The organism is Pseudomonas sp. FW305-E2 (genome assembly GCF_058782925.1).
In genome coordinates this window covers 1-24,367 of the sequence record NZ_JBYSYE010000056.1, presented here as the reverse complement: position 1 = coordinate 24,367, position 24,367 = coordinate 1, and the positions used below count along the sequence as shown (strand labels likewise).

At 60.6% G+C, this 24,367-nt stretch carries 23 protein-coding genes; 9 read left to right on the top strand and 14 right to left on the bottom strand.

What is annotated here, in order from left to right; genetic code table 11:
• From AC3WLP_RS25430 to rplM, 3 genes are all read right to left on the bottom strand, one after another.
• Positions 1-85, bottom strand: an 85-nt coding sequence (locus AC3WLP_RS25430; protein WP_305887937.1) for a ubiquinol-cytochrome c reductase iron-sulfur subunit N-terminal domain-containing protein, incomplete at its 3' end; no start/stop codon positions are given.
• A 262-nt stretch (positions 86-347) separates the two neighbouring features.
• A complete protein-coding gene (gene rpsI / locus AC3WLP_RS25425) occupies positions 348-740 on the bottom strand; it encodes a 30S ribosomal protein S9 (protein ID WP_003251821.1) in 393 nt (130 codons plus the stop codon).
• Between the two features lie 14 nt (positions 741-754).
• Entirely contained in the window at positions 755-1,183 is a 429-nt protein-coding gene (gene rplM, locus AC3WLP_RS25420) for a 50S ribosomal protein L13 (RefSeq protein WP_003251819.1), read from the bottom strand.
• Between the two features lie 258 nt (positions 1,184-1,441).
• Between rplM and AC3WLP_RS25415 the strand changes: the two genes are divergently transcribed.
• Positions 1,442-2,482: an NADP(H)-dependent aldo-keto reductase gene (locus AC3WLP_RS25415; RefSeq protein WP_088513327.1), complete on the top strand. Its 1,041-nt coding sequence runs from the start codon at positions 1,442-1,444 to the stop codon at positions 2,480-2,482.
• A gap of 190 nt (positions 2,483-2,672) precedes the next feature.
• A complete protein-coding gene (locus tag AC3WLP_RS25410; RefSeq protein ID WP_173881439.1) occupies positions 2,673-3,593 on the top strand; it encodes a GlxA family transcriptional regulator in 921 nt (306 codons plus the stop codon).
• Between the two features lie 106 nt (positions 3,594-3,699).
• Here the strand turns inward: AC3WLP_RS25410 and zapE are convergent, their stop codons facing one another.
• The 3 genes from zapE to AC3WLP_RS25395 all read right to left on the bottom strand — a co-directional run bounded on the left by zapE (position 3,700) and on the right by AC3WLP_RS25395 (position 6,970).
• Positions 3,700-4,794, bottom strand: a complete 1,095-nt coding sequence (gene zapE, locus AC3WLP_RS25405; protein WP_003251813.1) for a cell division protein ZapE — start codon at positions 4,792-4,794, stop codon at positions 3,700-3,702.
• A gap of 165 nt (positions 4,795-4,959) precedes the next feature.
• Positions 4,960-6,309, bottom strand: coding sequence for a tryptophan--tRNA ligase (locus tag AC3WLP_RS25400; protein WP_088513326.1), 1,350 nt, complete (start codon positions 6,307-6,309; stop codon positions 4,960-4,962).
• A 25-nt stretch (positions 6,310-6,334) separates the two neighbouring features.
• Positions 6,335-6,970 (bottom strand): alpha/beta hydrolase, encoded by a 636-nt coding sequence (locus tag AC3WLP_RS25395; protein ID WP_004575116.1) that lies wholly within the window; start codon positions 6,968-6,970, stop codon positions 6,335-6,337.
• Positions 6,971-7,105: 135 nt separating this feature from the next.
• On the opposite strand from AC3WLP_RS25395, the gene AC3WLP_RS25390 reads away from it, so the two are divergent.
• Positions 7,106-7,543, top strand: coding sequence for a Z-ring associated ZapG family protein (locus AC3WLP_RS25390; protein WP_003251807.1), 438 nt, complete (start codon positions 7,106-7,108; stop codon positions 7,541-7,543).
• Between the two features lie 160 nt (positions 7,544-7,703).
• Here the strand turns inward: AC3WLP_RS25390 and AC3WLP_RS25385 are convergent, their stop codons facing one another.
• Complete coding sequence (locus tag AC3WLP_RS25385; RefSeq protein WP_014859327.1) at positions 7,704-8,900, bottom strand: methionine gamma-lyase; 1,197 nt, start codon at positions 8,898-8,900, stop codon at positions 7,704-7,706.
• Positions 8,901-9,027: 127 nt separating this feature from the next.
• Between AC3WLP_RS25385 and AC3WLP_RS25380 the strand changes: the two genes are divergently transcribed.
• From AC3WLP_RS25380 to AC3WLP_RS25370, 3 genes are all read left to right on the top strand, one after another.
• Positions 9,028-9,507: an Lrp/AsnC family transcriptional regulator gene (locus AC3WLP_RS25380; protein ID WP_003251803.1), complete on the top strand. Its 480-nt coding sequence runs from the start codon at positions 9,028-9,030 to the stop codon at positions 9,505-9,507.
• Between the two features lie 112 nt (positions 9,508-9,619).
• A complete protein-coding gene (locus tag AC3WLP_RS25375) occupies positions 9,620-11,878 on the top strand; it encodes an S-type pyocin domain-containing protein (RefSeq protein ID WP_014754390.1) in 2,259 nt (752 codons plus the stop codon).
• Positions 11,875-12,138, top strand: coding sequence for a bacteriocin immunity protein (locus AC3WLP_RS25370; RefSeq protein ID WP_010952429.1), 264 nt, complete (start codon positions 11,875-11,877; stop codon positions 12,136-12,138). The genes AC3WLP_RS25375 and AC3WLP_RS25370 overlap by 4 nt, the downstream gene beginning before the upstream one ends.
• A gap of 94 nt (positions 12,139-12,232) precedes the next feature.
• Here the strand turns inward: AC3WLP_RS25370 and cysN are convergent, their stop codons facing one another.
• The 3 genes from cysN to AC3WLP_RS25355 all read right to left on the bottom strand — a co-directional run bounded on the left by cysN (position 12,233) and on the right by AC3WLP_RS25355 (position 16,050).
• Positions 12,233-14,134, bottom strand: a complete 1,902-nt coding sequence (cysN, locus tag AC3WLP_RS25365; protein WP_003251801.1) for a sulfate adenylyltransferase subunit CysN — start codon at positions 14,132-14,134, stop codon at positions 12,233-12,235.
• 16 nt (positions 14,135-14,150) lie between these two features.
• Positions 14,151-15,068, bottom strand: a complete 918-nt coding sequence (gene cysD, locus AC3WLP_RS25360) for a sulfate adenylyltransferase subunit CysD (protein WP_003251799.1) — start codon at positions 15,066-15,068, stop codon at positions 14,151-14,153.
• A 223-nt stretch (positions 15,069-15,291) separates the two neighbouring features.
• Positions 15,292-16,050 carry a Nif3-like dinuclear metal center hexameric protein gene (locus AC3WLP_RS25355; RefSeq protein ID WP_012053662.1) on the bottom strand — a complete coding sequence of 253 codons (759 nt, stop codon included), beginning with the start codon at positions 16,048-16,050 and terminating at the stop codon, positions 15,292-15,294.
• A 168-nt stretch (positions 16,051-16,218) separates the two neighbouring features.
• Here AC3WLP_RS25355 and algW point away from each other — a divergent pair, with 168 nt between their 5' ends.
• Positions 16,219-17,379, top strand: coding sequence for a Do family serine endopeptidase AlgW (algW, locus tag AC3WLP_RS25350; protein ID WP_003251794.1), 1,161 nt, complete (start codon positions 16,219-16,221; stop codon positions 17,377-17,379).
• A 170-nt stretch (positions 17,380-17,549) separates the two neighbouring features.
• Here the strand turns inward: algW and AC3WLP_RS25345 are convergent, their stop codons facing one another.
• The 4 genes from AC3WLP_RS25345 to AC3WLP_RS25330 all read right to left on the bottom strand — a co-directional run bounded on the left by AC3WLP_RS25345 (position 17,550) and on the right by AC3WLP_RS25330 (position 21,707).
• The gene (locus AC3WLP_RS25345) at positions 17,550-18,314 is read right to left on the bottom strand and encodes an amino acid ABC transporter ATP-binding protein (protein WP_003251792.1); all 765 of its coding nucleotides are present in this window, start codon (positions 18,312-18,314) and stop codon (positions 17,550-17,552) included.
• Between the two features lie 10 nt (positions 18,315-18,324).
• Complete coding sequence (locus AC3WLP_RS25340; protein ID WP_014754392.1) at positions 18,325-19,422, bottom strand: amino acid ABC transporter permease; 1,098 nt, start codon at positions 19,420-19,422, stop codon at positions 18,325-18,327.
• Positions 19,423-19,432: 10 nt separating this feature from the next.
• Positions 19,433-20,611, bottom strand: coding sequence for an amino acid ABC transporter permease (locus tag AC3WLP_RS25335; protein ID WP_003251788.1), 1,179 nt, complete (start codon positions 20,609-20,611; stop codon positions 19,433-19,435).
• A gap of 67 nt (positions 20,612-20,678) precedes the next feature.
• A complete protein-coding gene (locus tag AC3WLP_RS25330; RefSeq protein WP_014859324.1) occupies positions 20,679-21,707 on the bottom strand; it encodes an amino acid ABC transporter substrate-binding protein in 1,029 nt (342 codons plus the stop codon).
• A 332-nt stretch (positions 21,708-22,039) separates the two neighbouring features.
• On the opposite strand from AC3WLP_RS25330, the gene AC3WLP_RS25325 reads away from it, so the two are divergent.
• A complete protein-coding gene (locus AC3WLP_RS25325; protein WP_004575112.1) occupies positions 22,040-22,696 on the top strand; it encodes an alpha/beta hydrolase in 657 nt (218 codons plus the stop codon).
• Between the two features lie 100 nt (positions 22,697-22,796).
• Positions 22,797-24,239 carry an ATP-dependent RNA helicase RhlB gene (gene rhlB, locus AC3WLP_RS25320; protein ID WP_003251780.1) on the top strand — a complete coding sequence of 481 codons (1,443 nt, stop codon included), beginning with the start codon at positions 22,797-22,799 and terminating at the stop codon, positions 24,237-24,239.
• Positions 24,240-24,367: the final 128 nt, after the last annotated feature.

The window sequence follows — 24,367 nt, the reverse complement described above, 5'->3', positions numbered from 1 at the left end:
CCCCCACTGCCCCCGCCGCCCCGACCACGGATGTCGCGGCTACGAGGAAGCGGCGCCGGCCTGCGTTGACGCCGTCATTGCTCATTCAGTCCTCTCCCATCAGCTTGCTTGGCCAGTTGGACCTGGCCTGTACTTAGGTTGTGTCAATGGCACTAAAAATTGGCCGCCATGGTAAGAAACAAATCCACACACTGACAAGGTGATTACCCCGGCAAGGGCGACAACCCACGCTTTGCTTGATCTACGTCTATGCGACAAGCGGCCACTGACTGCTGACAGGTTAGTTCAAGGCTAAAAAAAAAGCCCGGTTCCAAGGAACCGGGCTTTTTTCGACTGCCGAAGCGGTATTAACGCTTGGAGTACTGAGGACGCTTACGCGCTTTACGCAGACCCACTTTCTTACGCTCAACTTCACGAGCGTCGCGGGTGACGTAGCCAGCACGACGCAGAGCGCCACGCAGGGTTTCGTCGTATTCCATCAGAGCGCGGGTGATACCGTGACGGATCGCACCGGCCTGACCGCTGACACCACCACCGGAAACGGTGACGTAGATGTCGAATTTCTCAACGGATTCAGTCAGCTCGAGCGGCTGGCGAACAACCATGCGAGCGGTTTCGCGACCGAAGAACACGTCCAGAGAACGGTTGTTGATGGAAATGTTACCAGTACCCGGACGCAGGAATACGCGAGCGGTTGCGGTCTTGCGACGGCCAGTGCCGTAATTTTGAGTCGCCGACATAATGAACTATCCCGTTAGATCTTCAGTTCTTGAGGCTGCTGAGCAGTGTGTGGGTGAGCAGCACCCGCGTACACTTTCAGCTTGCGGTACATGTCGCGACCCAGCGGGTTCTTAGGCAGCATGCCTTTGACCGCAGTTTCGATAACACGCTCAGGGGCCTTGGCGATCAACTTCTCGAAGTTGATTTCCTTGATACCGCCTGGGAAACCGGAGTGGGAGTAGTACATTTTGTCGGAAGACTTGGCACCAGTCACACGAACCTGCTCGGCGTTGATAACGACGATGTAGTCGCCGGTGTCAACGTGAGGGGTGTATTCTGGTTTGTGTTTGCCACGCAGACGGGTAGCGATTTCGGTAGCCAGACGACCCAGGGTCTGGCCAGCGGCGTCGACTACGAACCACTCGCGCTTTACTGTTTCCGGTTTAGCAGTAAAAGTTTTCATTCTCTAAAGCCTCAGAGGCCGCCCAGCGAAAAATAGACGGCGAATCTTACTGGATAGTGCACAGCTTGCCAAGGGCAAGCGCGCAGCCGAACACAGACGCTTTTGGGGGCTCGGGTCGGGCACGCCAATGTTCGACGGGGTTCTTCCTGCGTGATGGTGCATCACTTCCGCCACGCGGAGAGGGGCTGAATTATCCAGATTGCGCGAAAAATTTCAACCTGCTTTGATTGGCTTCTATTGCCAAGGAGTGACTAACCGATGGAATACCGCCAGCTCGGCCGTACCGACCTCAACGTCAGCGCCCTGTGCCTGGGCACCATGACCTGGGGCGAGCAGAACATCCAGGCCGAGGCCTACGAGCAAATTGCCCGGGCCAAGGCCGCCGGGGTCAACTTCATCGACACCGCCGAGATGTACCCGGTCCCTCCCCGCCCGGAGACCTACGCGGCCACCGAGCGCATCATCGGCAACTGGTTCCGTGACCATGGCGACCGCGACGCGTGGATCCTGGCCAGCAAGGTTGCAGGCCCGGGCAACGGCATCAGCCATATCCGTGACGGGCAGCTCAAGCACAACCGTCAGCACATCGTCGCGGCGCTGGACGAAAGCCTCAAACGCCTGCAGACCGACCGCATCGACCTGTACCAGTTGCACTGGCCAGAGCGCAGCACCAACTTCTTCGGCAAGCTGGGCTACCAGCACCTGCCGCAGGATCACTTCACCCCACTGGAAGAAACCCTCGAAGTGCTCGGCGAGCAGGTGCGTGCGGGCAAGATCCGCCACATCGGCCTGTCCAACGAAACGCCGTGGGGCACCATGAAGTTCCTGCAACTGGCCGAGAGCCGTGGCTGGCCGCGGGCGGTATCGATCCAGAACCCGTACAACCTGCTCAACCGCAGCTTCGAGGTGGGCCTGGCAGAAGTGGCCATACGCGAGCAGTGTGGCCTGCTGGCCTATTCGCCGCTTGCCTTCGGCATGCTCTCGGGCAAGTACGAGAACGGCGCACGGCCGGACAATGCACGCCTGACCCTGTTCAGCCGCTTTGCCCGTTACTCCAACCCACAGACCGTGGCGGCCTGCAGCCGCTACGTGCAGCTGGCCCGCGAGCACGGCCTGGACCCGGCGCAAATGGCCCTGGCGTTCGTCACCCGACAGCCGTTCGTGACCAGCAACATCATAGGTGCCACCAGCCTGCAGCAGCTGGACAGCAACCTGGCCAGCCTTGAACTGAACCTGAGCGCCGATCTGCTGACAGCGATCGAAGCCATTCATCAGGAGCAGCCCAACCCGGCGCCTTGAGCCAAACACTGCGCCCCGCTTCGCGCCGCTGTTACATGGGGTAGACACAATCGCCAAAAAATAAGACGATCCAGCCGGTGATTGACCACTCTACCCTATAAGAACAATGACAATGATGTTTACCCAACCCTCAGCGTCGCTGCGGCGCGTCAGCATCCTGGCCATTGACAAGGTGTTCGCTTCGACCTTGATGCAGGCCAAGGACTTCTTCCACCTCGCCAGCCTGCGCTATAGCAAGCAGCTGGGCCTGGGCTTGCAGCCCATGTTCGACATCCGCCTGGTGAGCCCCGACAGCCAGCCCGTGGACAGCTTCAGCAATGTGCAGTTACCGGTTGACGGCGGCCTGGACGACGCCGATGTGATCATCCTCCCGGCCTACTGGGATGATTTCGACAACTTGCTGCAGCGTTACCCACAGGTGCTGCCGTGGCTGCGTGAACAGCACGCGCGTGGCGCGGTGCTGTGCGCCGAGGCCAGTGGTGTGTTCTGGCTGGCCGAATCCGGCCTGCTCGATGGCAAGGAAGCGACCACCTACTGGCGCTTCTTCAACAGCTTTGCCGAACGCTTCCCGAAGATTCGCCTGAACCAGGACAAGCACCTGACCGATGCCGACAATATCTATTGCGCCGGCGGTGCAACCTCGGCCTGCGACCTGTACATCTACCTGATCGAACGCTTCTGCGGTGCCAACGTGGCCCGTGCAGTGTCCCGCGATATCCTCTACGAAGTGCAACGCAACTACACCCCGGGGCGCATGGGCTTTGGCGGACAGAAGCTGCACCAGGACCTGATCATCCTGCAGATCCAGCACTGGCTGGAGGAACACTTCGCCGACAAGTTCCGCTTCGAGGATGTGGCCCGCAACCACGGCATGAGCATCCGCAACTTCATGCGTCGCTTCCAGGGCGCAACGGGTGACAAGCCGCTGCATTACCTGCAACGGTTACGCATCGAGACAGCCAAGGGGTTGTTGTCGAGTACGCGCAAGAGCATCAAGACCATCAGTTACGAGGTGGGGTATGACGATGCCAGTTTCTTTGCGCGGCTGTTCCGCCAACACACCGAGTTGTCGCCGAACCAGTATCGGCAGCAGTTCATGCAGGAAGCCTGAAAGGCTTCCAGAGCGGCAGGTTTCGAGCTTGAAGCGACAAGGAAAAACCAGAGCGGATCGCGCATTGCCCTGAACTTTCCTTGTCGCCTGACGCTTGCCGCTGCCGTCAGGGCTTGTGTGCGCGCGCCAGGAATTCGTGCGATTGCATCTCCAGCAACCGGCTCAGGGTACGCTGGAACTCGAAGCTCAGACGCCCACCGGTATACAGGTCCTTCAACTCCACCTCGGCCGAGATGATCAGCTTGACGTTGCGATCGTAGAACTCGTCCACCATGTTGATGAAACGACGGGCGATGTCGTCGGTGGTGACGCCCATCTGCTCCACGTTGCTCAGCAATACGGCGTGGAAGATCTTGCCCAGCTCAATGTAGTCGTTCTGGCTGCGCGGCCCGTCGCACAGGGCGCGGAAGTCAAACCAGGCGACGTCGTCGCAAGTACGCAGGGCATTGATCGGGCGGTTCTCGATCATCAGCACGTCGTTTTCGATCGCCTGGGTGCACTCAGGGGTGAGCGCCTTGAAGCTGGCGCGCATGCTCTGGTGCGCCGCGTCATCGAGTGGGAAGTGGAACAGTTCAGCCTGCTCCAGGTGACGCAGACGGTAGTCGACCCCGCTATCGACGTTCACCACGTCGGTGTACTGCTTGATCATGGCAATGGCCGGCAGGAAGCGTGCACGCTGCAGGCCGTCCTTGTAGAGGCCGTCCGGCACGATGTTGGAGGTGGCCACCAGCGACACGCCATTCTTGAACAGCTCTTCCATCAAGGTGCCGAGGATCATGGCGTCGGTAATGTCCGACACGAAGAATTCGTCGAAGCAGATCACCTTGGCTTCTTCGCTGAAGCGCTTGGCAATGAGGGTCAGCGGGTTCTTCTCGCCCTTGAGGGTTTTCATCTCCTCGTGCACACGCTTCATGAAGCGGTGGAAGTGCGTACGCATCTTCTGCTTGAACGGCAGCGCTTCGTAGAAGGTATCAACCAGGTAGGTCTTGCCTCGCCCCACCCCACCCCAGAAGTACAGGCCCTTGACCGGGGTCTGCTCCTTCTTGCCGAACAGCTTGCCGAACACGCCCGGCTTGTTGTTCTGCGCGTGCACCAGGTCGTCGTACAAGCGCTGGAGGTGACGCACCGCAGTTTCCTGCGCCGCGTCATGGAAGAAGTCGGGACGTTTCAGATCTGCTTGATAGCGTTCTAAGGGAGTCATGATTCGTTAGCGAGGCAACAAAAAACGGGCCGTCACTGTAGCGACAGGCCCGCTTAATGGCAATCAGTCTGTGGGAGCGGGCGTGCCCGCGAACACCGGCAAAGCCGGTGCCATGCACCGCGGCGCCTGTTTCGCGGGCACGCCCGCTCCCACCGTTTGGCAGCCTCAGTCCTGCTGAGGCGCCAAGGCTTCGTTCAGGCTCTGAATGGCAGCATCACGGGCTTCGACGCTGTCGAACTGCGGCCCGTCGGCAACCTGCTCGCCATTGAGCCACAGGCCGAAGCTCAGGCCTTCGACGCGCACATTAACCTCGCCACCTTGCTGCAGCTGCTTGCTCACGGCGCCGGCACTCTTGCCGTCGGCGAAGCTGCGCGACAACAGCAGTTGCTCGCCATCAGCGGCCAGCAGGCGGAAGCGGAAGCTGCCGTCTTCATCACGGAAGCTGACAAAACGCGCGCTCTTGGTGGCTTTTTTCTTCACTTCGGCGGTGGCCTGCACGCTGCTGCGGAACGAACGCAGGCCAACGGCCTCGCGCAACTGCTCGAGGAACGGCGTGGCGATCTTGCGGGCCTTGGCAGCGCCGGCCAGCAGGATGTCTTCCAGGTCCGCCGGCCGGGCGATCAGCTGGTGATAGTACTCGCGCTTCTCGGCCAGTTGGCCGTCCAGCAGCTGGAACAGGCGCTGTTTGGCGTCGCCCCAGCCCAGGCCCTGCAGCAGCTCTTCGCGGAAACCGGCGCACTGCTCAGGCGTCGAGAAGGCCTGGTACAGGGTGAACAGGTGCGCGTTGTCCGGGTCTTTCGCCTCACCGGGCGCGCGCGAATCGGTGACGATGCGCGAGATGGCGTCTTTCATGTCCTTGGCGCTGGTGAACAACGGGATGGTGTTGTCATAGCTCTTGGACATCTTGCGCCCGTCCAGGCCCGGCAGGGTCGCCACGCTTTCTTCGATCACAGCCTCCGGCAAGGCGAAGAAGTCCTTGCCCTGGCCGAACAGGTGGTTGAAGCGCTGGCCGATATCGCGGGCCATTTCCACGTGCTGGATCTGGTCACGACCGACCGGCACCTTGTTGGCGTTGAACATCAGGATATCGGCGGCCATCAGCACCGGGTAGCTGAACAGGCCCATCGTCACGCCGGCGTCCGGGTCTTCGCCGTTCTCGACGTTCTTGTCCACCGAGGCCTTGTAGGCATGCGCACGGTTCAGCAGGCCTTTGGCAGCAACGCAGGTCAGCAGCCAGGTCAGCTCGGGGATTTCCGGGATGTCGGACTGGCGATAGAAGGTCACCTTGTCCGGGTCCAGGCCACCGGCCAGCCAGGTGGCGGCGATTTCCAGGCGCGAGCGCTGGATGCGCAGCGGGTCGTCGCACTTGATCAGGGCGTGGTAGTCGGCCAGGAAGTAGAACGAGTCGACACCGGGCTGCTGGCTGGCACGGATCGCCGGGCGGATGGCGCCGGCGTAGTTGCCCAGGTGCGGAGTGCCGGTGGTGGTGATACCGGTAAGAATGCGCGTGGTCATGGGTGTTCGCTTATTCAGGCTTGGCTCAGTTCGAAAGGCGCGGCAGCAGCAGATCCTTCAGATCGGTCAGCTTGCCATGGAAGAAGTGTCCGCATTCTGCCACTTTCAGCAGCTCATGGGGACGCGACAGGCTGTCGGACCATTCGTAAACCAGCTGCGGCGCGACGACTTCATCGGCGTCCGGCTGCACCACGGTGAGCGGGCAGCGCTGCGGCAGCGGGAATTCGGCGGTCAGGCGCATGACCGCCGGGGCGATCATGAACAGGTGCTGCAACTCGACGCCTGCCGTTTCAAGGCGCCCGGCCAGGCTGGTGGCAACGAAACCACCGAACGAAAAGCCCATCAGCACCAGCGGTAGCCCGGGGTGCCTGGCGCGCAGCCATGCTGCAGCGGCCTCGGCATCGGCCACTTCGCCAGCGCCCATGTCGTGGCTGCCGGCGCTCTGGCCGACGCCACGGTAGTTGAAACGCAGGGTCACATAACCGGCATCACGTGCAGTGCGCTGCAGGGTCGAGACAACCTTGTTGAGCATGGTGCCGCCCTGGACCGGGTTAGGGTGGCAGATCAGCACCGCGCCACGGGCTTGCGCCACGTCCAGGTACAACGCTTCCAGCTGGCCGCTGGGGCCATCGATGAACAAGGGGGTTTCGCGGACAAGCAAGGCACTACTCCGTGACCTCGAGAAGGGTCGATTCGTCTAGGTGTGAAATTCTGTTCTGATTTGCGATCGCTCGCGGTATACAGCGCAGGTCTGAGCCGTTAACGTAAAGCAAAGCCGTTTATAGAGGAAGGACTCGTGGAACTCTCGCTCCTTGTTTGGTTGTTGCCAACCCTGGCCCTGGTCATCGGTGTGGCAGTCGGTTTCATTGTTGCCCGCCTGCTGCCCAATGCGGCCCCGAGCAACACCCAGCGTCAACTGGATGACATCCAGAAGCGCTTCGACAGCTACCAGAACGAAGTGGTCACCCACTTCAACAGCACCGCCATGCTGGTCAAGAAACTGACCCAGAGCTATCAGGACGTACAGGATCACCTGGCTGAAGGCGCCAACAGCCTGGCCCTCGATGACGTCACCCGCCAACGCCTGCTGGCTGCGCTGCACTCCGATGCACCGCAAGGCCCGCGTGACCGCCTGACCCCACCTAAAGACACCGCCGAAGTGCCGCGCGACTATGCGCCGAAAGTGCCTAACTCGCCGGGCATGCTGGATGAGAGCTACGGGCTCAAGCGTTGATCTGCTGAACATGCAAAAGGCCTCGCAAGAGGCCTTTTTTGTGGATGCTGCCTATGCCGGCCTCTTCGCGGGTGAACCCGCGCCTACAGGGGCCGCGCGGGCTTCAGAGCGTGCGCTGAACCTGTGCGGGCGTGCCCGCGAAGGGGCCAGTGCAGGCAACCTAGCAGCAGGCCTGCAATGCCTGTTCGACATCTGCCAGCAGGTCCTCCACATCCTCCAGCCCCACCGACAGACGCACCAACCCCTCCGATATCCCGTGATGCGCCCGCTCCTGCGGCGTATAGCTGGAATGCGTCATGCTCGCCGGATGCTGCGCCAGCGACTCGGCATCCCCCAGGCTCACCGCCCGGGCAAAGAGCTGCAGCGCATTCATGAAGCGCCGCCCCGCCTCAATGCCACCCTTGAGCTCAAACGCAATCATCCCGCCAGGCAAACGCATCTGTCGCTGGGCCAACGCGTACTGGGCAAAAGACGGTAGCCCCGGGTAATGAATCAATTCCACCTGCGGCTGCCGAGCGAGAAACTCGGCCACCTGCTGGGCATTGGCGCAATGCCGGTCCATGCGCAGGGCCAGGGTCTTGATACCGCGCATCAGCAACGCCGCGTCATGCGGTGACAGCACCGCGCCGGTCATATCCTTCAGCCCTTCCAGGCGGATACGGTCGACCAACGCCTTGCACCCCACCACCAACCCGGCAGTGATATCGCCATGCCCACTGAGGTACTTGGTTGCCGAGTGCACCACCAGGTCCGCCCCCAGCTCCAGTGGCCGCTGCAGGTACGGCGTACAGTAGGTGTTATCGACCACCACATGCACATCATGCCCCCGCACCGCCTCCACAACCGCCGCAATATCCACAAGTTGCATGTTGGGGTTGGCCGGTGTTTCGAAGTAGATCATCCGTGTTTTACTGCTGATCGCCGCTTTCAGGGCCTTGGCATCGTTGAGATCGACATGGCGAACTTTCACCCCGAACTCACCAATACCGTGGTGCAGAAAAGCGAAGGTACAGCCATACAAGGTGCGCCCGACAATCAGCTCATCGCCAGGCCTTAGCAGGGTCCAGAGGGTTGAGGTAATCGCGCCCATCCCCGAGGCCAACGCCAACCCCGCTTCACCGCCCTCCAGCGAAGCCATGCGCTGCTCCAGCAAGGCCAGCGTGGGGTTGGAAATGCGGCTGTAGAAATGCCCAGGCTCCTCCCCGGCGAAGCAGGCAGCACCGTACTCGACAGTGGGAAAGGCATAGGTAGCCGTTTGATACACCGGTGGCACCAGGGCGCCACCATGGGAAAGCGGGTCATAGCCATGATGAATGGCCCGCGTGGAAAAACCGGTGTTGTGGTGGGAGTCGCGCATGGCAACAGCCTCTTGTGGTTTGCTATAAGCTTATGCCACCGAGCTGCCCGATTTTTTCCAAAATAGCCTACGCATACACGTGCTTGCTGGAACAAAAACAATAATCAACGGACCAGGAGGGCAAAAAATGCCTTCAAGCCTCGACCGCACCGACCGCGCCCTGCTCGCCGCCTTGCAGGACAATGCCCGTCTCACCGTTGCCGAACTCGCCGACCAGGTGGCACTGACTACCTCGCCCTGCTGGCGACGGGTCAAGTTACTGGAGGAAAACGGCTACATCACCGGCTACCAGGCCATCCTCTCGCCCAAGTCGCTGGGGTTTGGTGTGACCGCGTTCGTCAGCATCATGATGGACTCGCACACCAAGGACATGGCGCTGGCGTTTGAACAGCGCCTGATGGAAATCCCCGAGATCGTCGCCTGCCACAACATCTCCGGCCGCTATGACTTTCTGCTGGAGATCCTGGCACGGGACCTGGAGTCGTTTGGCGAATTTACCCGGGAAGTGCTGCAGCGGTTGCCGGGGGTGAAGGAGATCTATTCGAGTTTTTCGTACAAAGCGGTGAAGGAAAGACGGGTGATACCGGTGTCGGAGAAACATATCTGAGACGGATCTTTCCGAGCAACACGAAGCTTCCTACTGATTGACAGGCTGCAGCTGACATACCGCAAATTCGATATACGTAAACCTAGCCCATGTAGTGATCAGGAGAACCTACATGGCACGGGACAATACGTATTATCTCGATGAGGCGCTATACATCAGTGCGCAAGCACCTACAGGTATTGAACTGAGTTTTATCGGTGGCGGTGGGCCGGGCTCAGGTGGCTGGGGGCTAAGCGATGGTTATCCACGCGGCACCAGCCCAACCAAAAATGATATTGCTCGGGTTATTTCCACGCGTAGGGTGCTGACAGAAGAATTTCAAATCATCGAAAAGGACTATTCAGATAAGTATGCTCATGAAACAAACCAGCTTCCTGAAACTATAAATGCACTAAAAGCCCAGATCAAAGCCGAGGCGAGCAGTACAAACGGCGCGGCATCACCATTCGTAACAGAGCAACAAATCCTGTCGTCGCGCATCAGCCAGATTCGTGATGGTTATCTGCAGATTTTACCCGACGCCAACAACTACTTTGGCGTACCCGCATTCTACAAGCGGGGCGACTCAATGATGAGCCGGTTTCTAGACCCGGGTTTCTTCGCAGCAACAACAGGCCAGGAATTAGGCGTGGAATGGGCCACAAGGCTGCAGAAGTCCTGGGAGGGTACGTACCGTTTACACCTGGAAGCTCAGAAGCACCAAGCATTGGCTGACGAACTTCGAGCACTGGCAAGCCAGGTAGATCAGGAAGAACTCAGCCAGCAACCGCTGGATTTGTTGCAGGTGATTGCGCGTAGAACAGCGCAGATCCACACAGAGCGACAAATACATTTCGATTGTTTACCCAACGTCCTTCAGCATGAGCTGGGTCAAACCGTCATTGACGACACGCTCACGCTTGTCCAAACCTTCAGTACCTACCTGGCAACTGCTGCCGCCTTGGTGCAGGCCAAGCAGTCGCAAATTCCCCCCTATCAAGATCAAAACCCGCGCATCAACAGCCCCCTGTCGAAACCACAACTTGAAGGGCTTTTGCACCTTGTAGATGAGCAACGGTTGCGCCGGGCTGGCCCACGCTGGCAGGAATACCACCTGGCACTGGCGCTAACCGAATCGATCAGATTCCTGGGGGTATATGCAGGTGCCACGCAGAACCTGATGCAGCGCGCGGCTGAAGTGGAAAACCTCCAGGCTCAACTCGCTGCACAGGAAGAAGCTGCACGCCAGCAGGCCGAAGCCGAACGCTTGGCTGCTGAAGCCGAGCGCCAAAGGCAAGAGGCTTTGCGGCGTAGTGTCTCCTATATCAATGAAGCGCGGCTAGCGGTATCCACACCTGCCGTAATCCCGATTGGGGCTACCACTTTTGCCGTAGCCGAAGCGGCTTACTCTGCCTTGGCTGAATCGATCGCAGCGGCACTTACCCGGCTTGTTGCTACGACTGTCCCTTCGCTCGCAGTAGGCACCCTTGCGATGGCCTGGCCATCAACGCTGGGCAACAGTGAACGCCAGTACCTCATCAGCACCCCACTCGACAGCCTTAGCCCTGCCGGTGGGCCTGACCTTGCTGCCTTGGCGGCATCCTCGACCAGCATCGACCTGCCCTACCTTCTGGCGGGGGTTGAGAACGAAAACGAACTGGATCTCTACGTGGTGCCGAGTGGCAAGCCGGTGGCGGTACGCGCAGCAACGTTCGACAGCGAGCGGCAGGTCTACAGCCTGGCGCTGGATAATCCGCAACGGATTCTGACCTGGACACCCGCCAGCGCGCCGGGTGGCGATGAGGGAAACTCCACCAGCCTACCGCTAGTCCCGCCTGGTACCGTCGTGTACACCGGCAGCAGCCTGAACCCTGTCGTCACCGAGCAGGAGGGTTACCCCGCGCTTGATCTGCTGGACCAGGAACGGCTGATCATCACCTTCCCCATGGACTCCGGATTACCGCCTATTCTGGTGGTGTTCAAGAGCCCGCGATACGAGGCAGGAACATCGACCGGACATGGTGCACAGGTGTCAGATACATGGCGAAAGGAGGCAGCCAGCCTTGAGGGTGCTCCGATTCCTGCGCAAATTGCAGAACTTCTTAAAAGTAGGGAATTCAGAAATTTTGACGCATTCCGGCGACAGTTCTGGAAAGCGGTGGCTAATGATCCTGAGCTTTCAAAGCAATTTGATGAAATGAGCCTGAGTCGGATGAGAAAAAACGGCTACTCACCGATAGTCGATTTCCCAGACAGCCACCTGAGCCAAAAGACCTTTATACTTCATCATGTAACCCCGATCAGTGAAGGGGGCGGCGTTTATGACATGGATAACATTCGTATTGTCACACCGCTATCGCACAACAGCATTCACTACGGAACAAAACCATGAGTGAAAAAACCAAACTTTCTGACTATACCGAAAACGAATTCTTGGCACTCATAATTGAAATCCACAGAGCCAACTTGGAAGAACCCGATCATGTACTGGGGGGACTTCTTGATCATTTTTCAAAAATCACTGAACACCCCTCAGGCTACGATCTTTTGTACAGACCAAACCCAAAGGAAAATGGTAAACCTGAAAAAGTACTAGAAATAGTCAAGCAATGGCGGCTAGCCAACGGTAAAGACGGTTTCAAGCCCAGCTAACACGAGCAAGGCCCTGAACTCTGAGGGCCTTTTCACCCGAACTGAGCAATAGAAAAAACCCCGCCGAAGCGGGGTTTTCCCTGCAGGCTAGCGCTTAGATCGCGCCACGCTGACGCAGCACGTCCAGCACCTGTTTAACGCCTTCGTCCACGCTGGTGGCCTGGGTGTCGATCACAAGATCAGCATCCAGCGGCACATCGAACGGGAAGCTCTCACCCGGGATGTTGTCGCCACCGGCAGCGTACAGGCCTTGCGGGTCACGCTCGCGGCAAACCAGCGGCGAGGCCTGGACGTAAACGGTCACCAGGCGTTCCTTGCCGATCAGCGCCTTGGCCTGTTCGCGGCCTTCGGCATCCGGGGCCACGAACGCAGCCAGGGTGAGCATGCCGGCTTCGTTGAACTGGCGCGCCACATGGGCGGCGCGGCGCCAGTTCTCGGTACGGCCAGCGCGGTCCTGTGGCAGGCCCTTGTTCAGGTCGTGACGCAGGTTCTGGCCGTCGAGCACGTACACCGCACGGCCCATGTCGAACAGCTTGCGCTCCACGGCATAGGCCAAGGTGCTCTTGCCAGCACCCGACAGGCCGCTGAACAGCACGGTGGCTGGCTGCTGACCGAAGCGCAGGGCGCGCTCTTCGGTGGACACATGGGCCTGCTTGCCATGATGGCCGGTGCTGCCGTGTGGCAACACGGGCGGGGCGATGATCATGCCGGCGCCAACGGTGCCGTTGGTCAGGCGGTCGATGACGATGAACGCACCGGTGGTGCGGTTGCTGTCGTAACCGTCGAGGGCGATCGAGGTGTCCAGGGCTACCTTGACGCGGCCGATCTCGTTCAGCTGCAGCGCGCTGGCAGCGCCCTGCTCCAGGGTGTTCACATCGACCTTGTGGGTGATGCTGGCAATCGAACCTGGCACGTAGCTGGTGGCACGCTTGATGTCGTATTTCTTGCCCGGGAGCATCGGCTCCTCGGCCATCCACACCAGCATGGCGTCGAACTGGTCGGTGACCGGCGGGACGTTGTCGGCATGTACCAGCAGGTCGCCACGGGAGATGTCGATCTCGTCTTCCATGGTCAGGGTCACGGCCTGGCCTGGGCCGGCGTTTTCCAGTTCACCTTCGTAGGTGACGATGGACTTGACCCGGCTGCTCTTGCCAGACGGCAGCACGACAATCTCGTCACCTTTGTGCACCACGCCACTGGCGATGGTGCCCGCGAAGCCGCGGAAGTTCAGGTTGGGACGGTTGACGTACTGCACCGGGAAACGCAGGTCGGTGAAGTTGCGGTCGGCCGAAACCTCGACGGTTTCGAGGATTTCCATCAGCGTCGGGCCGGCGTACCACGGCGATTGCTCGCTGTGGTTGACCACGTTGTCACCCTTGAGCGCCGACATCGGTACGAAGTGCAGGCTGCTCGGGGTCAGGTTGATGGCTTCGGCGAACTTCAGGTAGTCGGCCTTGATCGACTCGAAGACGCCTTCATCGAAGCCCTTCAGGTCCATCTTGTTGACCGCGACCACGATGTGCTTGATACCCAGCAACGACGCGATGTAGCTGTGGCGGCGGGTCTGGGTCTGCACGCCATAGCGGGCATCGACCAGGATGATCGCCAGGTCGCAGGTGGACGCACCGGTGGCCATGTTGCGGGTGTACTGCTCATGGCCCGGGGTGTCGGCGATGATGAACTTGCGCTTGGCGGTGGAGAAGTAGCGGTAGGCGACATCGATGGTGATGCCCTGCTCGCGCTCGGCCTGCAGGCCATCTACCAGCAGCGCCAGGTCGACTTCTTCGCCGGTGGTGCCGACTTTCTTCGAATCACGGGTGATGGCCTCGAGGTGGTCCTCGTAGATCATCTTGGAGTCGTGCAGCAGGCGCCCGATCAGGGTGCTCTTGCCGTCATCCACGTTGCCGCAGGTGAGGAAACGCAGCAGTTCTTTACGCTCGTGCTGAGCCAGATAAGCGAGGATATCTTCGCTGATCAAATCGGATTGGTGCGACATGGAGTAACCCTGAAAATTAGAAGTAGCCCTGACGTTTTTTGTCTTCCATGGAACCGGCGCCATCGTGGTCGATGACCCGGCCCTGGCGCTCGGAAGTGCGCGTCAGGAGCATTTCCTGAATGATGTCGGTGAGCGTCTCGGCTTCCGACTCGACAGCGCCCGTCAGCGGGTAGCAGCCGAGGGTACGGAAACGCACCTTCTTCTTGACGATGCGGGCTTTCTCTTCCTCAGAGAGGTGCTCGAGGATGCGTTCGTCGTCGATCATGATCAGGGTGCCGTTCTTCTCGATGACTTCACGCTCGGCGGCGAAGTACAGCGGCACGATCGGGATGCCTTCAAGGTAGATGTACTGCCAGATGTCCAGTTCGGTCCAGTTCGACAGCGGGAAGACGCGGATCGACTCGCCCTTGTTGACCTTGCCGTTGTACACGTTCCACAGCTCGGGGCGCTGGTTCTTCGGGTCCCAGCGGTGCTTGCTGTCACGGAACGAGTACACACGCTCCTTGGCCCGCGACTTCTCTTCGTCGCGGCGCGCACCACCGAAGGCAGCGTCGAAACCATGCTTGTCCAGCGCCTGCTTCAGGCCCTGGGTCTTCATGATGTCGGTGTGCTTGGAACTGCCATGGGTGAACGGGTTGATGCCTTGCGCCACACCCTCAGGGTTGACGTGGGTGATCAGCTCCAGGCCCATTTCCTCGACCATCTTGTCGCGGAAGCTGTACATCTCCTGGAATTTCCACTGGGTGTCGACGTGCATCACCGGGAACGGCAGCTTGCCCGGGAAAAAGGCCTTGCGCGCCAGGTGCAGCATCACGGCGGAGTCCTTGCCGATCGAGTACAGCATCACCGGGTTGTCGAACTCGGCGGCCACCTCGCGGATGATGTGGATGCTCTCCGCCTCCAGCTGTTTCAAGTGCGTCAGTTTGTCGACCATGGCTACTCACGAAAAACGATCTTATGGACGGCCTGCGGGCCGTGTTCGAGCGAGCCACTTTATCACAGCGGCTGCTTCTATTTAGGAGGCTGGCTAGATCGAAAAAGTCTAACGATATGACTGGGGGTTTGGGCTACCAGGGCCGCCCTCTTCGCGGGTGAACCCGCTCCTACGAGGCCCGCGCGTAGGAGCGGGTTCACCCACGAAGGGGGCGACACCGCTATCAGATAGGATTCGGGCAATCGATGAACAGGTGCTCCACGGCAAACCGTCGTGCCAGGTAATCGCCCAGCGCCTGCACCCCGTAGCGTTCAGTGGCATGGTGCCCGGCAGCAATGAAGCTGACGCCATTCTCGCGCGCACTGTGGTAAGTCTGCTCGGACGCCTCGCCGGTCAGGTACAGGTCGACCCCAGCAGCAATCGCCGTGTCGATATAGCCCTGGCCGCCGCCGGTACACCAGCCCACCCGGCGGATCATTTCATTGCCTTCGACCAGCAACGGCTCACGCCCCAGCACCTGTTGCACCCGGCGGGCAAAATCGCGCGCGGTCATCGGCTCAGCCAACGAACCGACCAGGCCGACCACCTTGGGATTTTCCGGGTCAAGCGGCCCTTCGACAGTGATCTTCAGTCGCCGCGCCAGCTGCACGTTGTTGCCTACTTCCAGGTGCACGTCCAAGGGCAGGTGAAACGCCAACAGGCTTATATCGTTATTCAGCAAGGTCTTCAGGCGACGCTGGCGAATGCCGGTGATGCACGGGTTCTCGCCCTTCCAGAAATAACCATGGTGCACCAGCACCAGATCGGCCTCGGCCTCGACGGCGGCATCCAGCAATGCCTGGCTGGCGGTAACACCACTGACAATGCGGCTGACCTGCGGCCGGCCTTCGACCTGCAGGCCATTTGGGCAATAATCCTGGATCTTCGCGCTGCCCAGGTAACGCTCGGCTTCCTCGACCAGGGTGTTTAGAGCGACGGCCATGAAAATCTCCTCGAAAACTGCGCTTTTCTCGGGCACAACGCCTGACGAACGCCCGTATAATGCCGGCCATTATGGGCCGTCGCTGTCACTGGGGGAACCGGTGTATGATCGCGCGCGCTCATGCCCCACTGCCAGGCCGCTGGCCCCTGCTCTTTTCAGGATTCGTTCATGTTCAAGGCTTTGCGTTACTTCGGCTGGCCCCTGCTTACCGGCATACTGATCGCCATGCTGATCATCCAGCGTTTTCCGCAATGGGTCGGGCTGCCCAGTCAGGACGTCAACCTGCAGCAAGCGCCACAGACCACGCGGATCATGCAAGGCCCGGTGTCGTACGCCGACGCCGTGACCCTGGCCGCCCCGGCGGTGGCCAACCTGTACACCACCAAGGTGGTGAACAAAAGCGCCCACCCGCTGTTCGAAGACCCGCAGTTCCGCCGCTTCTTCGGCGATAACCTGCCCAAACAGCGCCGCTGGGAATCAAGCCTGGGTTCGGCGGTAATCATGAGCCCAGAGGGCTACCTGCTGACCAACAACCATGTCACCAGCGGCGCCGACCAGATCGTCGTAGCGCTGAAGGATGGCCGCGAAACCCTGGCCCGCGTGATCGGCAGCGATCCGGAAACCGACCTGGCGGTGCTGAAGATCGACTTGAAGAACCTGCCGGCGATCACCATCGGCCGTTCCGACACCATTCACATCGGCGACGTGTCGCTGGCCATCGGCAACCCGTTCGGCGTCGGCCAGACGGTGACCATGGGCATCATCAGCGCCACTGGCCGCAACCAGCTGGGGCTGAACAACTACGAAGACTTCATCCAGACCGACGCGGCGATCAACCCGGGCAACTCCGGTGGCGCGCTGGTGGATGCCAATGGCAACCTGATCGGCATCAATACCGCGATCTTTTCCAAGTCCGGTGGCTCGCAGGGCATCGGCTTCGCCATCCCGGTAAAACTGGCACTGGAGGTGATGAAGTCGATCGTCGAACACGGCCAGGTGATCCGTGGCTGGCTGGGTATCGAAGTACAGCCACTGAGCCAGGAGCTGGCAGAGTCGTTCGGCATGAAGGACCGCCCAGGCATCGTGGTGGCGGGTATCTTCCGCGAAGGGCCAGCGGCCAAGGCCGGGCTGCAACTGGGTGACGTGATCCTGAGCATCAATGGCGAGCCGGCCGGCGACGGGCGCAAGTCGATGAACCAGGTAGCGCGGATCAAGCCTAACGAGAAGATCACCATCGAGGTGATGCGCAACGGTCAGCAGTTGAAGCTGATCGCCGAGGTGGGGCTGCGGCCGCCGCCAGCGCCGGCTGTAACGCAAGAAGAAAAGTAAGGTGAGGCCTTAAGCCGTTCCGCAACCCTGTGGGAGCGGCCTTGCGTCGCGATGGGCCGCCTAGCGGCCCCAAAATTTCAGCTTCGCAGGGCATATGCCCGGGGCCGCTTTGCGGCCCATCGCGACACAAGGCCGCTCCACAGTTGGCCGAGTCTGCAGCCGCTACTGCATCAATGCAGGATCTGGCTGAGGAACAACTTGGTCCGGTCACTGCGCGGCCGGTCGAAGAAGTCATCCGGCGCGGCCTGCTCCACAATCTCGCCCTTGTCCATGAAGATAACCCGGTTCGCCACGGTACGGGCAAAGCCCATTTCGTGGGTCACGCAGAGCATGGTCATGCCATCCTCGGCCAGGCCCACCATGGTATCGAGCACTTCCTTGACCATTTCCGGGTCCAGTGCCGAGGTCGGTTCGTCGAACAGCATGATCTTGGGCTTCATGCACAACGCGCGGGCAATGGCCACACGCTGCTGCTGGCCGCCAGACAACTGACCAGGGTACTTGTGTGCCTGCTCCGGAATCCGCACACGCTCCAGGTAGTGCATGGCAATTTCCTCGGCCTTGCGCCGTGGCATCTTGCGCACCCACATTGGCGCCAGGGTGCAGTTCTCCAGGATGCTCAGGTGCGGGAACAGGTTGAAATGCTGGAACACCATGCCCACCTCGCGGCGAATGGCCTCGATCTGCTTGAGGTCGTTGGTCAGCTCCACGCCATCGACCACGATGCGCCCTTGCTGGTGCTCTTCCAGGCGGTTAAGGCAGCGGATGGTGGTGGACTTGCCCGAGCCGGACGGCCCGCACAGCACGATACGCTCGCCTTGGCGCACGTTCAGGTTGATGTCCTTGAGCACATGGAACTGGCCGTACCACTTGTTCACACCCTGCATCTGGATGATGCCTTCGGGACCAGCAGGCTGCTTGATCGCTTCACTCATTTCGAAACTCCTAACGCTTGTGGCCAGTGTCCAGCTTGCGCTCCAGATGCATGGAGTAGCGGGACATACCGAAACAGAAAATCCAGAACACCAGGGCGGCGAACACGTAGCCCTCGGTGGCCATGCCCAACCAGGCGGGGTCTGCGGCTGCTTGCTTGACGCTGTTGAGCAGATCGAACAGGCCGATGATGATCACCAGGCTGGTGTCCTTGAACAGGGCAATGAAGGTGTTGACGATGCCGGGGATCACAAGCTTCAGCGCCTGCGGCAAGATCACCAGCCCCATCGAGCGCCAGTAGCCAAGGCCCATGGCCGCGGCGGCTTCGTACTGGCCCTTGGGGATGGCCTGCAGGCCGCCGCGCACCACCTCGGCGATGTACGCCGATTGGAACAGGATCACACCAATCATCGCCCGCAGCAGCTTGTCGAAGCTCATGCCTTCTGGCAGGAACAACGGCAGCATCACCGACGACATAAACAGCACGGTGATCAGCGGTACGCCCCGCCAGAACTCGATGAAGGTCACGCACACCACTTTCACGGCCGGCATCCTCGAACGCCGGCCCAGTGCCAGCAGGATGCCCAGCGGCAAGGCGCCGACGATGCCCACGGTGGCGATCACCAGGGTCAGCATCAACCCGCCCCACTGGCTGGTCGGTACGCTTTCCAGGCCCAGGTACCCCCCGTGCAGCAGGGTATAGGCCAGTACCGGGTACAGCACCAGGAAGCCCAGGCCATAGAAGGCTTTGCGCGGGAAACGCTTGATGAACAACGGCGCGGCGCCGAGCACGGCAAGCCACACGGTCAGGTCCACACGCCAGCGCAGCTCAGTCGGGTAATAGCCGTACATGAACTGGCCAAAGCGCTGCTGCACGAACACCCAGCAGGCGCCTTCCTTGGTGCAATCGGCGCGCGTGGTGCCGACCCAGTTGGCATCGATCAACGCCCACTGCAGCAACGGCGGCACGATCAGCCACACCAGGTAGAGGGCGAACAGGGTCAACAGCGTGTTGAGCCAGCTGGAGAACAGATTGGCACGCATCCATGCGAGCACGCCGACGGTTTTCACCGGTGGCGGCATATCGGGTTTGAAAACATGGGCATTCACGGGCGTATCCTCACCGCTCGATCAGCGCAATGCGCTTGTTGTACCAGTTCATCAGCAGCGAAATGCTGATGCTGATGGCGAGATAGACACTCATGGTGATGGCGATCACCTCGATGGCCTGGCCGGTCTGATTGAGCACGGTGCCGGCGAACAGCGAGACCATCTCCGGGTAGCCGATACCGGCCGCCAGCGAAGAGTTCTTCGCCAGGTTGAGGTATTGGCTGGTCAGCGGCGGAATGATCACCCGCAGCGCCTGGGGGATGATCACCTTGCGCAGGGTCGGGCCCTCGCGCAGGCCCAGCGAGCGCGCGGCTTCGGTCTGGCCATGGCTGACCGAACGGATGCCGGAACGCACGATCTCGGCGATGAAGGCTGCCGTATAGATAGTCAGCGCCAGGGTCAGCGCCAGCAACTCGGGGATCAGCACCCAGCCACCGACAAAGTTGAAGCCTTTGAGCTGCGGCACTTCCCAGCTGACCGGGCTGCCGAACAGCAACACGCTCAGCCCTGGGATGGCGATGAACAGCGCCAGGCCCACCCAGAATTTGTGGAACGGCACGCCGGTCTCGTCGAAGCGCTTGTTGGCAAAGCGCACCATCAGCACGATCGCGACAATCGCTACTGCCAGGGCCACCACGAATGGCCAGAAACCGTCGGCCATCGACGCACCCGGCATGTTCAGGCCGCGGTTGCTGATGAAGAACATGTCGTCGATGTTGATGCTGCCCCGCGGTCCCGGCAGGGTCAGGAACACGGCGAAGTACCAGAACAGAATCTGCAGCAACGGCGGAATGTTGCGGAAGGTTTCCACATACACGGTTGCCAGTTTGCTGATCATCCAGTTCGGTGACAGGCGCGCTACACCAATGATGAAGCCCAGAATCGTTGCCAGGATGACGCCGATGAAGGTCACCAACAGCGTATTGAGCAGGCCGATGACGAACACCCGCGCATAACTGTCGGATTCCACATAGGGGATCAGGTGCTGGGCGATACCGAAGCCGGCACTGCGGTCGAGGAAGTCGAAGCCCGAGGTAATGCCCCGGTGTTGCAGGTTGGTTTGCGTGTTGTGAAACAGGTACCAGCCCAGGCCGACCACGAAGACGATCGTGAGGATCTGGAACAGCCACGCGCGCACACGCGGATCGTTAAGGGACAAGCCCTTGGGTGCGCCGATTTGATTTTGCATGAAGTGCCCCGGACAGTAGGGATTCGAACAGCCTGCGGCGGCGGGATGCCGCCGCAGGATGCAGCCATCAGCGCACGGGAGGCGCGTACTGGATGCCGCCGTTGTTCCACAGGGCGTTCATGCCACGGTCGATCTTCAAGTCAGTGCTCTGGCCCAGGTTCTTCTCGAACACTTCGCCATAGTTACCCACTTGCTTGACGATCTGCACTACCCAGTCTTTGGGCAGCTTGAGGTCCTTGCCATACTCGCCATCCGCACCCAGCAGTCGGGCGACATCCGGGTTCTTGGTGGCCTTGGCCTCGGCCTCGACGTTCTTGGAAGTGATGCCCGCTTCTTCGGCATTGAGCATGGCGAACAGGGTCCACTTGACGATGCTGAACCACTCCTCGTCGCCTTTACGCACTACCGGGCCCAGTGGCTCCTTGGAGATGGTTTCCGGCAACACCACGTAGTCGGTCGGCGCAGCCAACTTGGAGCGCTGGGCGAACAGCTGCGATTTGTCCGAAGTCAGCACGTCGCAACGGCCAGACTCCAGCGATTTGGCGCTCTCGTCAGATGTGTCGAAGGTAATCGGGGTGTACTTCAGGCCATTGGCACGGAAGAAGTCCGACACGTTCAGCTCGGTGGTGGTGCCGGCCTGGATGCAGATGGTCGCGCCATCGAGCTCTTTGGCGCTGGAAACGCCAAGCTTCTTGTTGACCAGGAAGCCGACGCCGTCATAGTAGGTAACACCCGCGAACACCAGGCCCATGCCGGCATCGCGCGAGCTGGTCCAGGTGGTGTTGCGCGACAGCACGTCGACCTCGCCCGACTGCAGGGCAGTGAAGCGTTCCTTGGCGTTGAGCTGGCTGAACTTGACCTTGGTGGCATCACCGAACACGGCGGCGGCCACGGCGCGGCAGACATCGGCATCGATGCCGACGATCTTGCCCTGCGCATCAGGTACCGAGAAGCCTGGAAGACCGTCGCTCACGCCACACTGGACGAAGCCCTTCTTCTTGACCGCATCATAGGTGGCGCCGGCCTGGGCAGTGCTCACGGCGCCCAGCGCGGCGGCAGCGGTCAGGACTGCCAGGGTGGTTTTCAACATCTTCATTCACAACCTCCAAATCGCTCTTGTTGTATCGAGCCGGAATTGCACCGCACCCTTTTGAGGCGTATCCGACCCGTATTGGCTTGTTATTGGGTCAATTGGCGCAATGGACTGTTCTGTGACAGCCTTCGCGTGCAGAGGGTGTTACCGTCACGGCCTGCCCTTTGCATCACAGGTTGAGTTGCAAACCGCGTACCAAATTTTCTGGCTGTAGCGTTTAAGCGCTCGTCAAGTAGGAAAAGTTGTATCGTTGCGACATTCTTTTTCCGACAATCATTTCCGGTGCTTTCTTTTCACGCACGCCATAACAAGACCCGCACACTTTCGGAGCAGTCATGACCAACCCGCTGATTCTCGAACCACAGAAAACCGCTGACGCCTGTGTGATCTGGTTGCACGGTCTGGGGGCCGACCGTTACGACTTCCTACCTGTGGCCGAATTCATGCAGGAGCGCTTGCTCAGCACTCGCTTCATCATGCCCCAGGCACCGACCCGCCCCGTGACCATCAACGGCGGCTATGCCATGCCCAGCTGGTATGACATCAAGGCCATGACCCCGGCCCGTGCCATCGACGAAGCGCAGCTGGAAGAATCTGCCGAGCAGGTGGTTGCGCTGATCAAGGCCGAGCAGGCCAAAGGCATCAACCTGTCGCGGATCTTCCTGGCCGGCTTCTCCCAGGGCGGCGCGGTGGTGCTGCACACTGCCTATATAAAGTGGCAGGAAGCACTGGGCGGGGTGATCGCCCTGTCCACCTATGCCCCCACCTTCAATGACCAGCACCAGTTGAGTGCCTGCCAGCAACGCACCCCGGCCCTGTGCCTGCATGGCGTGCATGACTCGGTGGTCATCCCGTCCATGGGCCGTACCGCCTTCGAGTACCTGAACACCTGGGGCGTCGCTGCCCGCTGGTACGAATACCCGATGGAACACGAAGTGGTGGTCGAAGAACTGAACGATATCCACGACTGGCTGAGCAAGCAGCTGCAATAGGCAACCTCGCTTGTAGTTGTGGGCGTATTCCGCTACGCCGCGCCCGGATCTTGCATTACACTGCCCGGCGTACATTCCTTAATCAGTTGATGAGACGACCGTGCTCAAAGCACTCAGAAAAATATTCGGCAAGGGAGAGGCCGCGCCACAAGCCGCCGCTCCTGCTGCCAGCGTGACGCCGGAAGCCCGGCCCGCGGCAAAACCGGCCGCACCCCATGCCAACCCCGCCCCCAAGGCTGAGCAACCTGCCGCCGCGACGCCACCTGCCGAACAACCGGCCAAGGACAAACCGCGCCGCGAACGCAAGCCCAAGCCACAGGCCAGCCTGTGGAAGCCCGAGGACTTCGTGGTCGAGCCACAGGAAGGCAAAACCCGCTTCCACGACTTCAAGCTGTCCAACGAGCTGATGCACGCCATCCACGACCTGGGCTTCCCGTACTGCACGCCAATCCAGGCGCAGGTCCTGGGTTACACCCTGCGTGGCCAGGACGCTATCGGCCGGGCCCAGACGGGCACCGGCAAGACGGCCGCCTTCCTGATCTCGATCATTTCCCAGTTGCAGCAGACGCCACCGCCTAAAGAGCGCTACATGGGCGAGCCGCGCGCGCTGATCATCGCCCCCACCCGCGAGCTGGTGGTGCAGATCGCCAAGGACGCCGCTGCCCTGACCAAGTACACCGGCCTGAACGTGATGAGCTTCGTCGGTGGCATGGACTTCGACAAGCAGCTCAAAGCCCTGGAAGCGCGCCACTGCGATATCCTGGTGGCCACCCCGGGCCGCCTGCTGGACTTCAACCAGCGTGGCGAAGTGCACCTGGACATGGTCGAGGTGATGGTGCTTGACGAAGCCGACCGCATGCTCGACATGGGCTTCATCCCCCAGGTCCGCCAAATCATTCGTCAGACACCGCCGAAAAGCGAGCGCCAGACCCTGCTGTTCTCCGCCACCTTCACCGACGATGTGATGAACCTGGCCAAGCAGTGGACCACCAACCCTGCCATCGTCGAGATCGAGCCGGAGAACGTGGCCAGCGAAACGGTGGAGCAGCACGTGTATGCGGTGGCCGGCAGCGACAAGTACAAACTGCTGTACAACCTGGTAACCCAGAACAAGTGGGAACGGGTGATGGTGTTCGCCAACCGCAAGGACGAAGTGCGGCGCATCGAGGAAAAGCTGGTACGCGACGGTATCAATGCCGCCCAGCTGTCGGGCGACGTGCCGCAGCACAAGCGCATCCGAACCCTGGAGAGCTTCCGCGAAGGGCGCATCACCGTGCTGGTGGCCACCGACGTGGCCGGGCGCGGGATCCATATCGATGGCATCAGCCACGTGATCAACTTCACCCTGCCGGAAGACCCTGACGACTACGTGCACCGCATTGGCCGTACCGGCCGTGCCGGCACCAGTGGTGTGTCGATCAGCTTTGCCGGTGAAGATGACTCGTATCAGCTGCCAGCGATCGAAGCGCTGCTGGGGCGCAAGATCAAGTGCGAGATGCCGCCGGATGAACTGCTCAAGCCGGTGCCGCGCAAGCATCACTGACTTCAGCAGGCTACATGCGCCCTGTGGCGGCGGCCTTGTGTCGCGATTGGGCCGCGCAGCGGCCCCGGGATTTCGGCTTTGATGCGGAGATTGTCGGGGGCCGCTACGCGGCCCTTTCGCGACACAAG

Bases quoted from the DNA above. Each gene is read 5' to 3' on its own strand.
- rpsI (WP_003251821.1), bottom strand. From the start codon at position 740: ATGTCGGCGACTCAAAATTACGGCACTGGCCGTCGCAAGACCGCAACC.
- rplM (WP_003251819.1), bottom strand. From the start codon at position 1,183: ATGAAAACTTTTACTGCTAAACCGGAAACAGTAAAGCGCGAGTGGTTC.
- AC3WLP_RS25415 (WP_088513327.1), top strand. From the start codon at position 1,442: ATGGAATACCGCCAGCTCGGCCGTACCGACCTCAACGTCAGCGCCCTG.
- AC3WLP_RS25410 (WP_173881439.1), top strand. From the start codon at position 2,673: ATGCAGGCCAAGGACTTCTTCCACCTCGCCAGCCTGCGCTATAGCAAG.
- zapE (WP_003251813.1), bottom strand. From the start codon at position 4,794: ATGACTCCCTTAGAACGCTATCAAGCAGATCTGAAACGTCCCGACTTC.
- AC3WLP_RS25400 (WP_088513326.1), bottom strand. From the start codon at position 6,309: ATGACCACGCGCATTCTTACCGGTATCACCACCACCGGCACTCCGCAC.
- AC3WLP_RS25385 (WP_014859327.1), bottom strand. From the start codon at position 8,900: ATGCGCGACTCCCACCACAACACCGGTTTTTCCACGCGGGCCATTCAT.
- AC3WLP_RS25380 (WP_003251803.1), top strand. From the start codon at position 9,028: ATGCCTTCAAGCCTCGACCGCACCGACCGCGCCCTGCTCGCCGCCTTG.
- AC3WLP_RS25375 (WP_014754390.1), top strand. From the start codon at position 9,620: ATGGCACGGGACAATACGTATTATCTCGATGAGGCGCTATACATCAGT.
- AC3WLP_RS25370 (WP_010952429.1), top strand. From the start codon at position 11,875: ATGAGTGAAAAAACCAAACTTTCTGACTATACCGAAAACGAATTCTTG.
- cysN (WP_003251801.1), bottom strand. From the start codon at position 14,134: ATGTCGCACCAATCCGATTTGATCAGCGAAGATATCCTCGCTTATCTG.
- cysD (WP_003251799.1), bottom strand. From the start codon at position 15,068: ATGGTCGACAAACTGACGCACTTGAAACAGCTGGAGGCGGAGAGCATC.
- AC3WLP_RS25355 (WP_012053662.1), bottom strand. From the start codon at position 16,050: ATGGCCGTCGCTCTAAACACCCTGGTCGAGGAAGCCGAGCGTTACCTG.
- algW (WP_003251794.1), top strand. From the start codon at position 16,219: ATGTTCAAGGCTTTGCGTTACTTCGGCTGGCCCCTGCTTACCGGCATA.
- AC3WLP_RS25345 (WP_003251792.1), bottom strand. From the start codon at position 18,314: ATGAGTGAAGCGATCAAGCAGCCTGCTGGTCCCGAAGGCATCATCCAG.
- AC3WLP_RS25335 (WP_003251788.1), bottom strand. From the start codon at position 20,611: ATGCAAAATCAAATCGGCGCACCCAAGGGCTTGTCCCTTAACGATCCG.
- AC3WLP_RS25330 (WP_014859324.1), bottom strand. From the start codon at position 21,707: ATGAAGATGTTGAAAACCACCCTGGCAGTCCTGACCGCTGCCGCCGCG.
- AC3WLP_RS25325 (WP_004575112.1), top strand. From the start codon at position 22,040: ATGACCAACCCGCTGATTCTCGAACCACAGAAAACCGCTGACGCCTGT.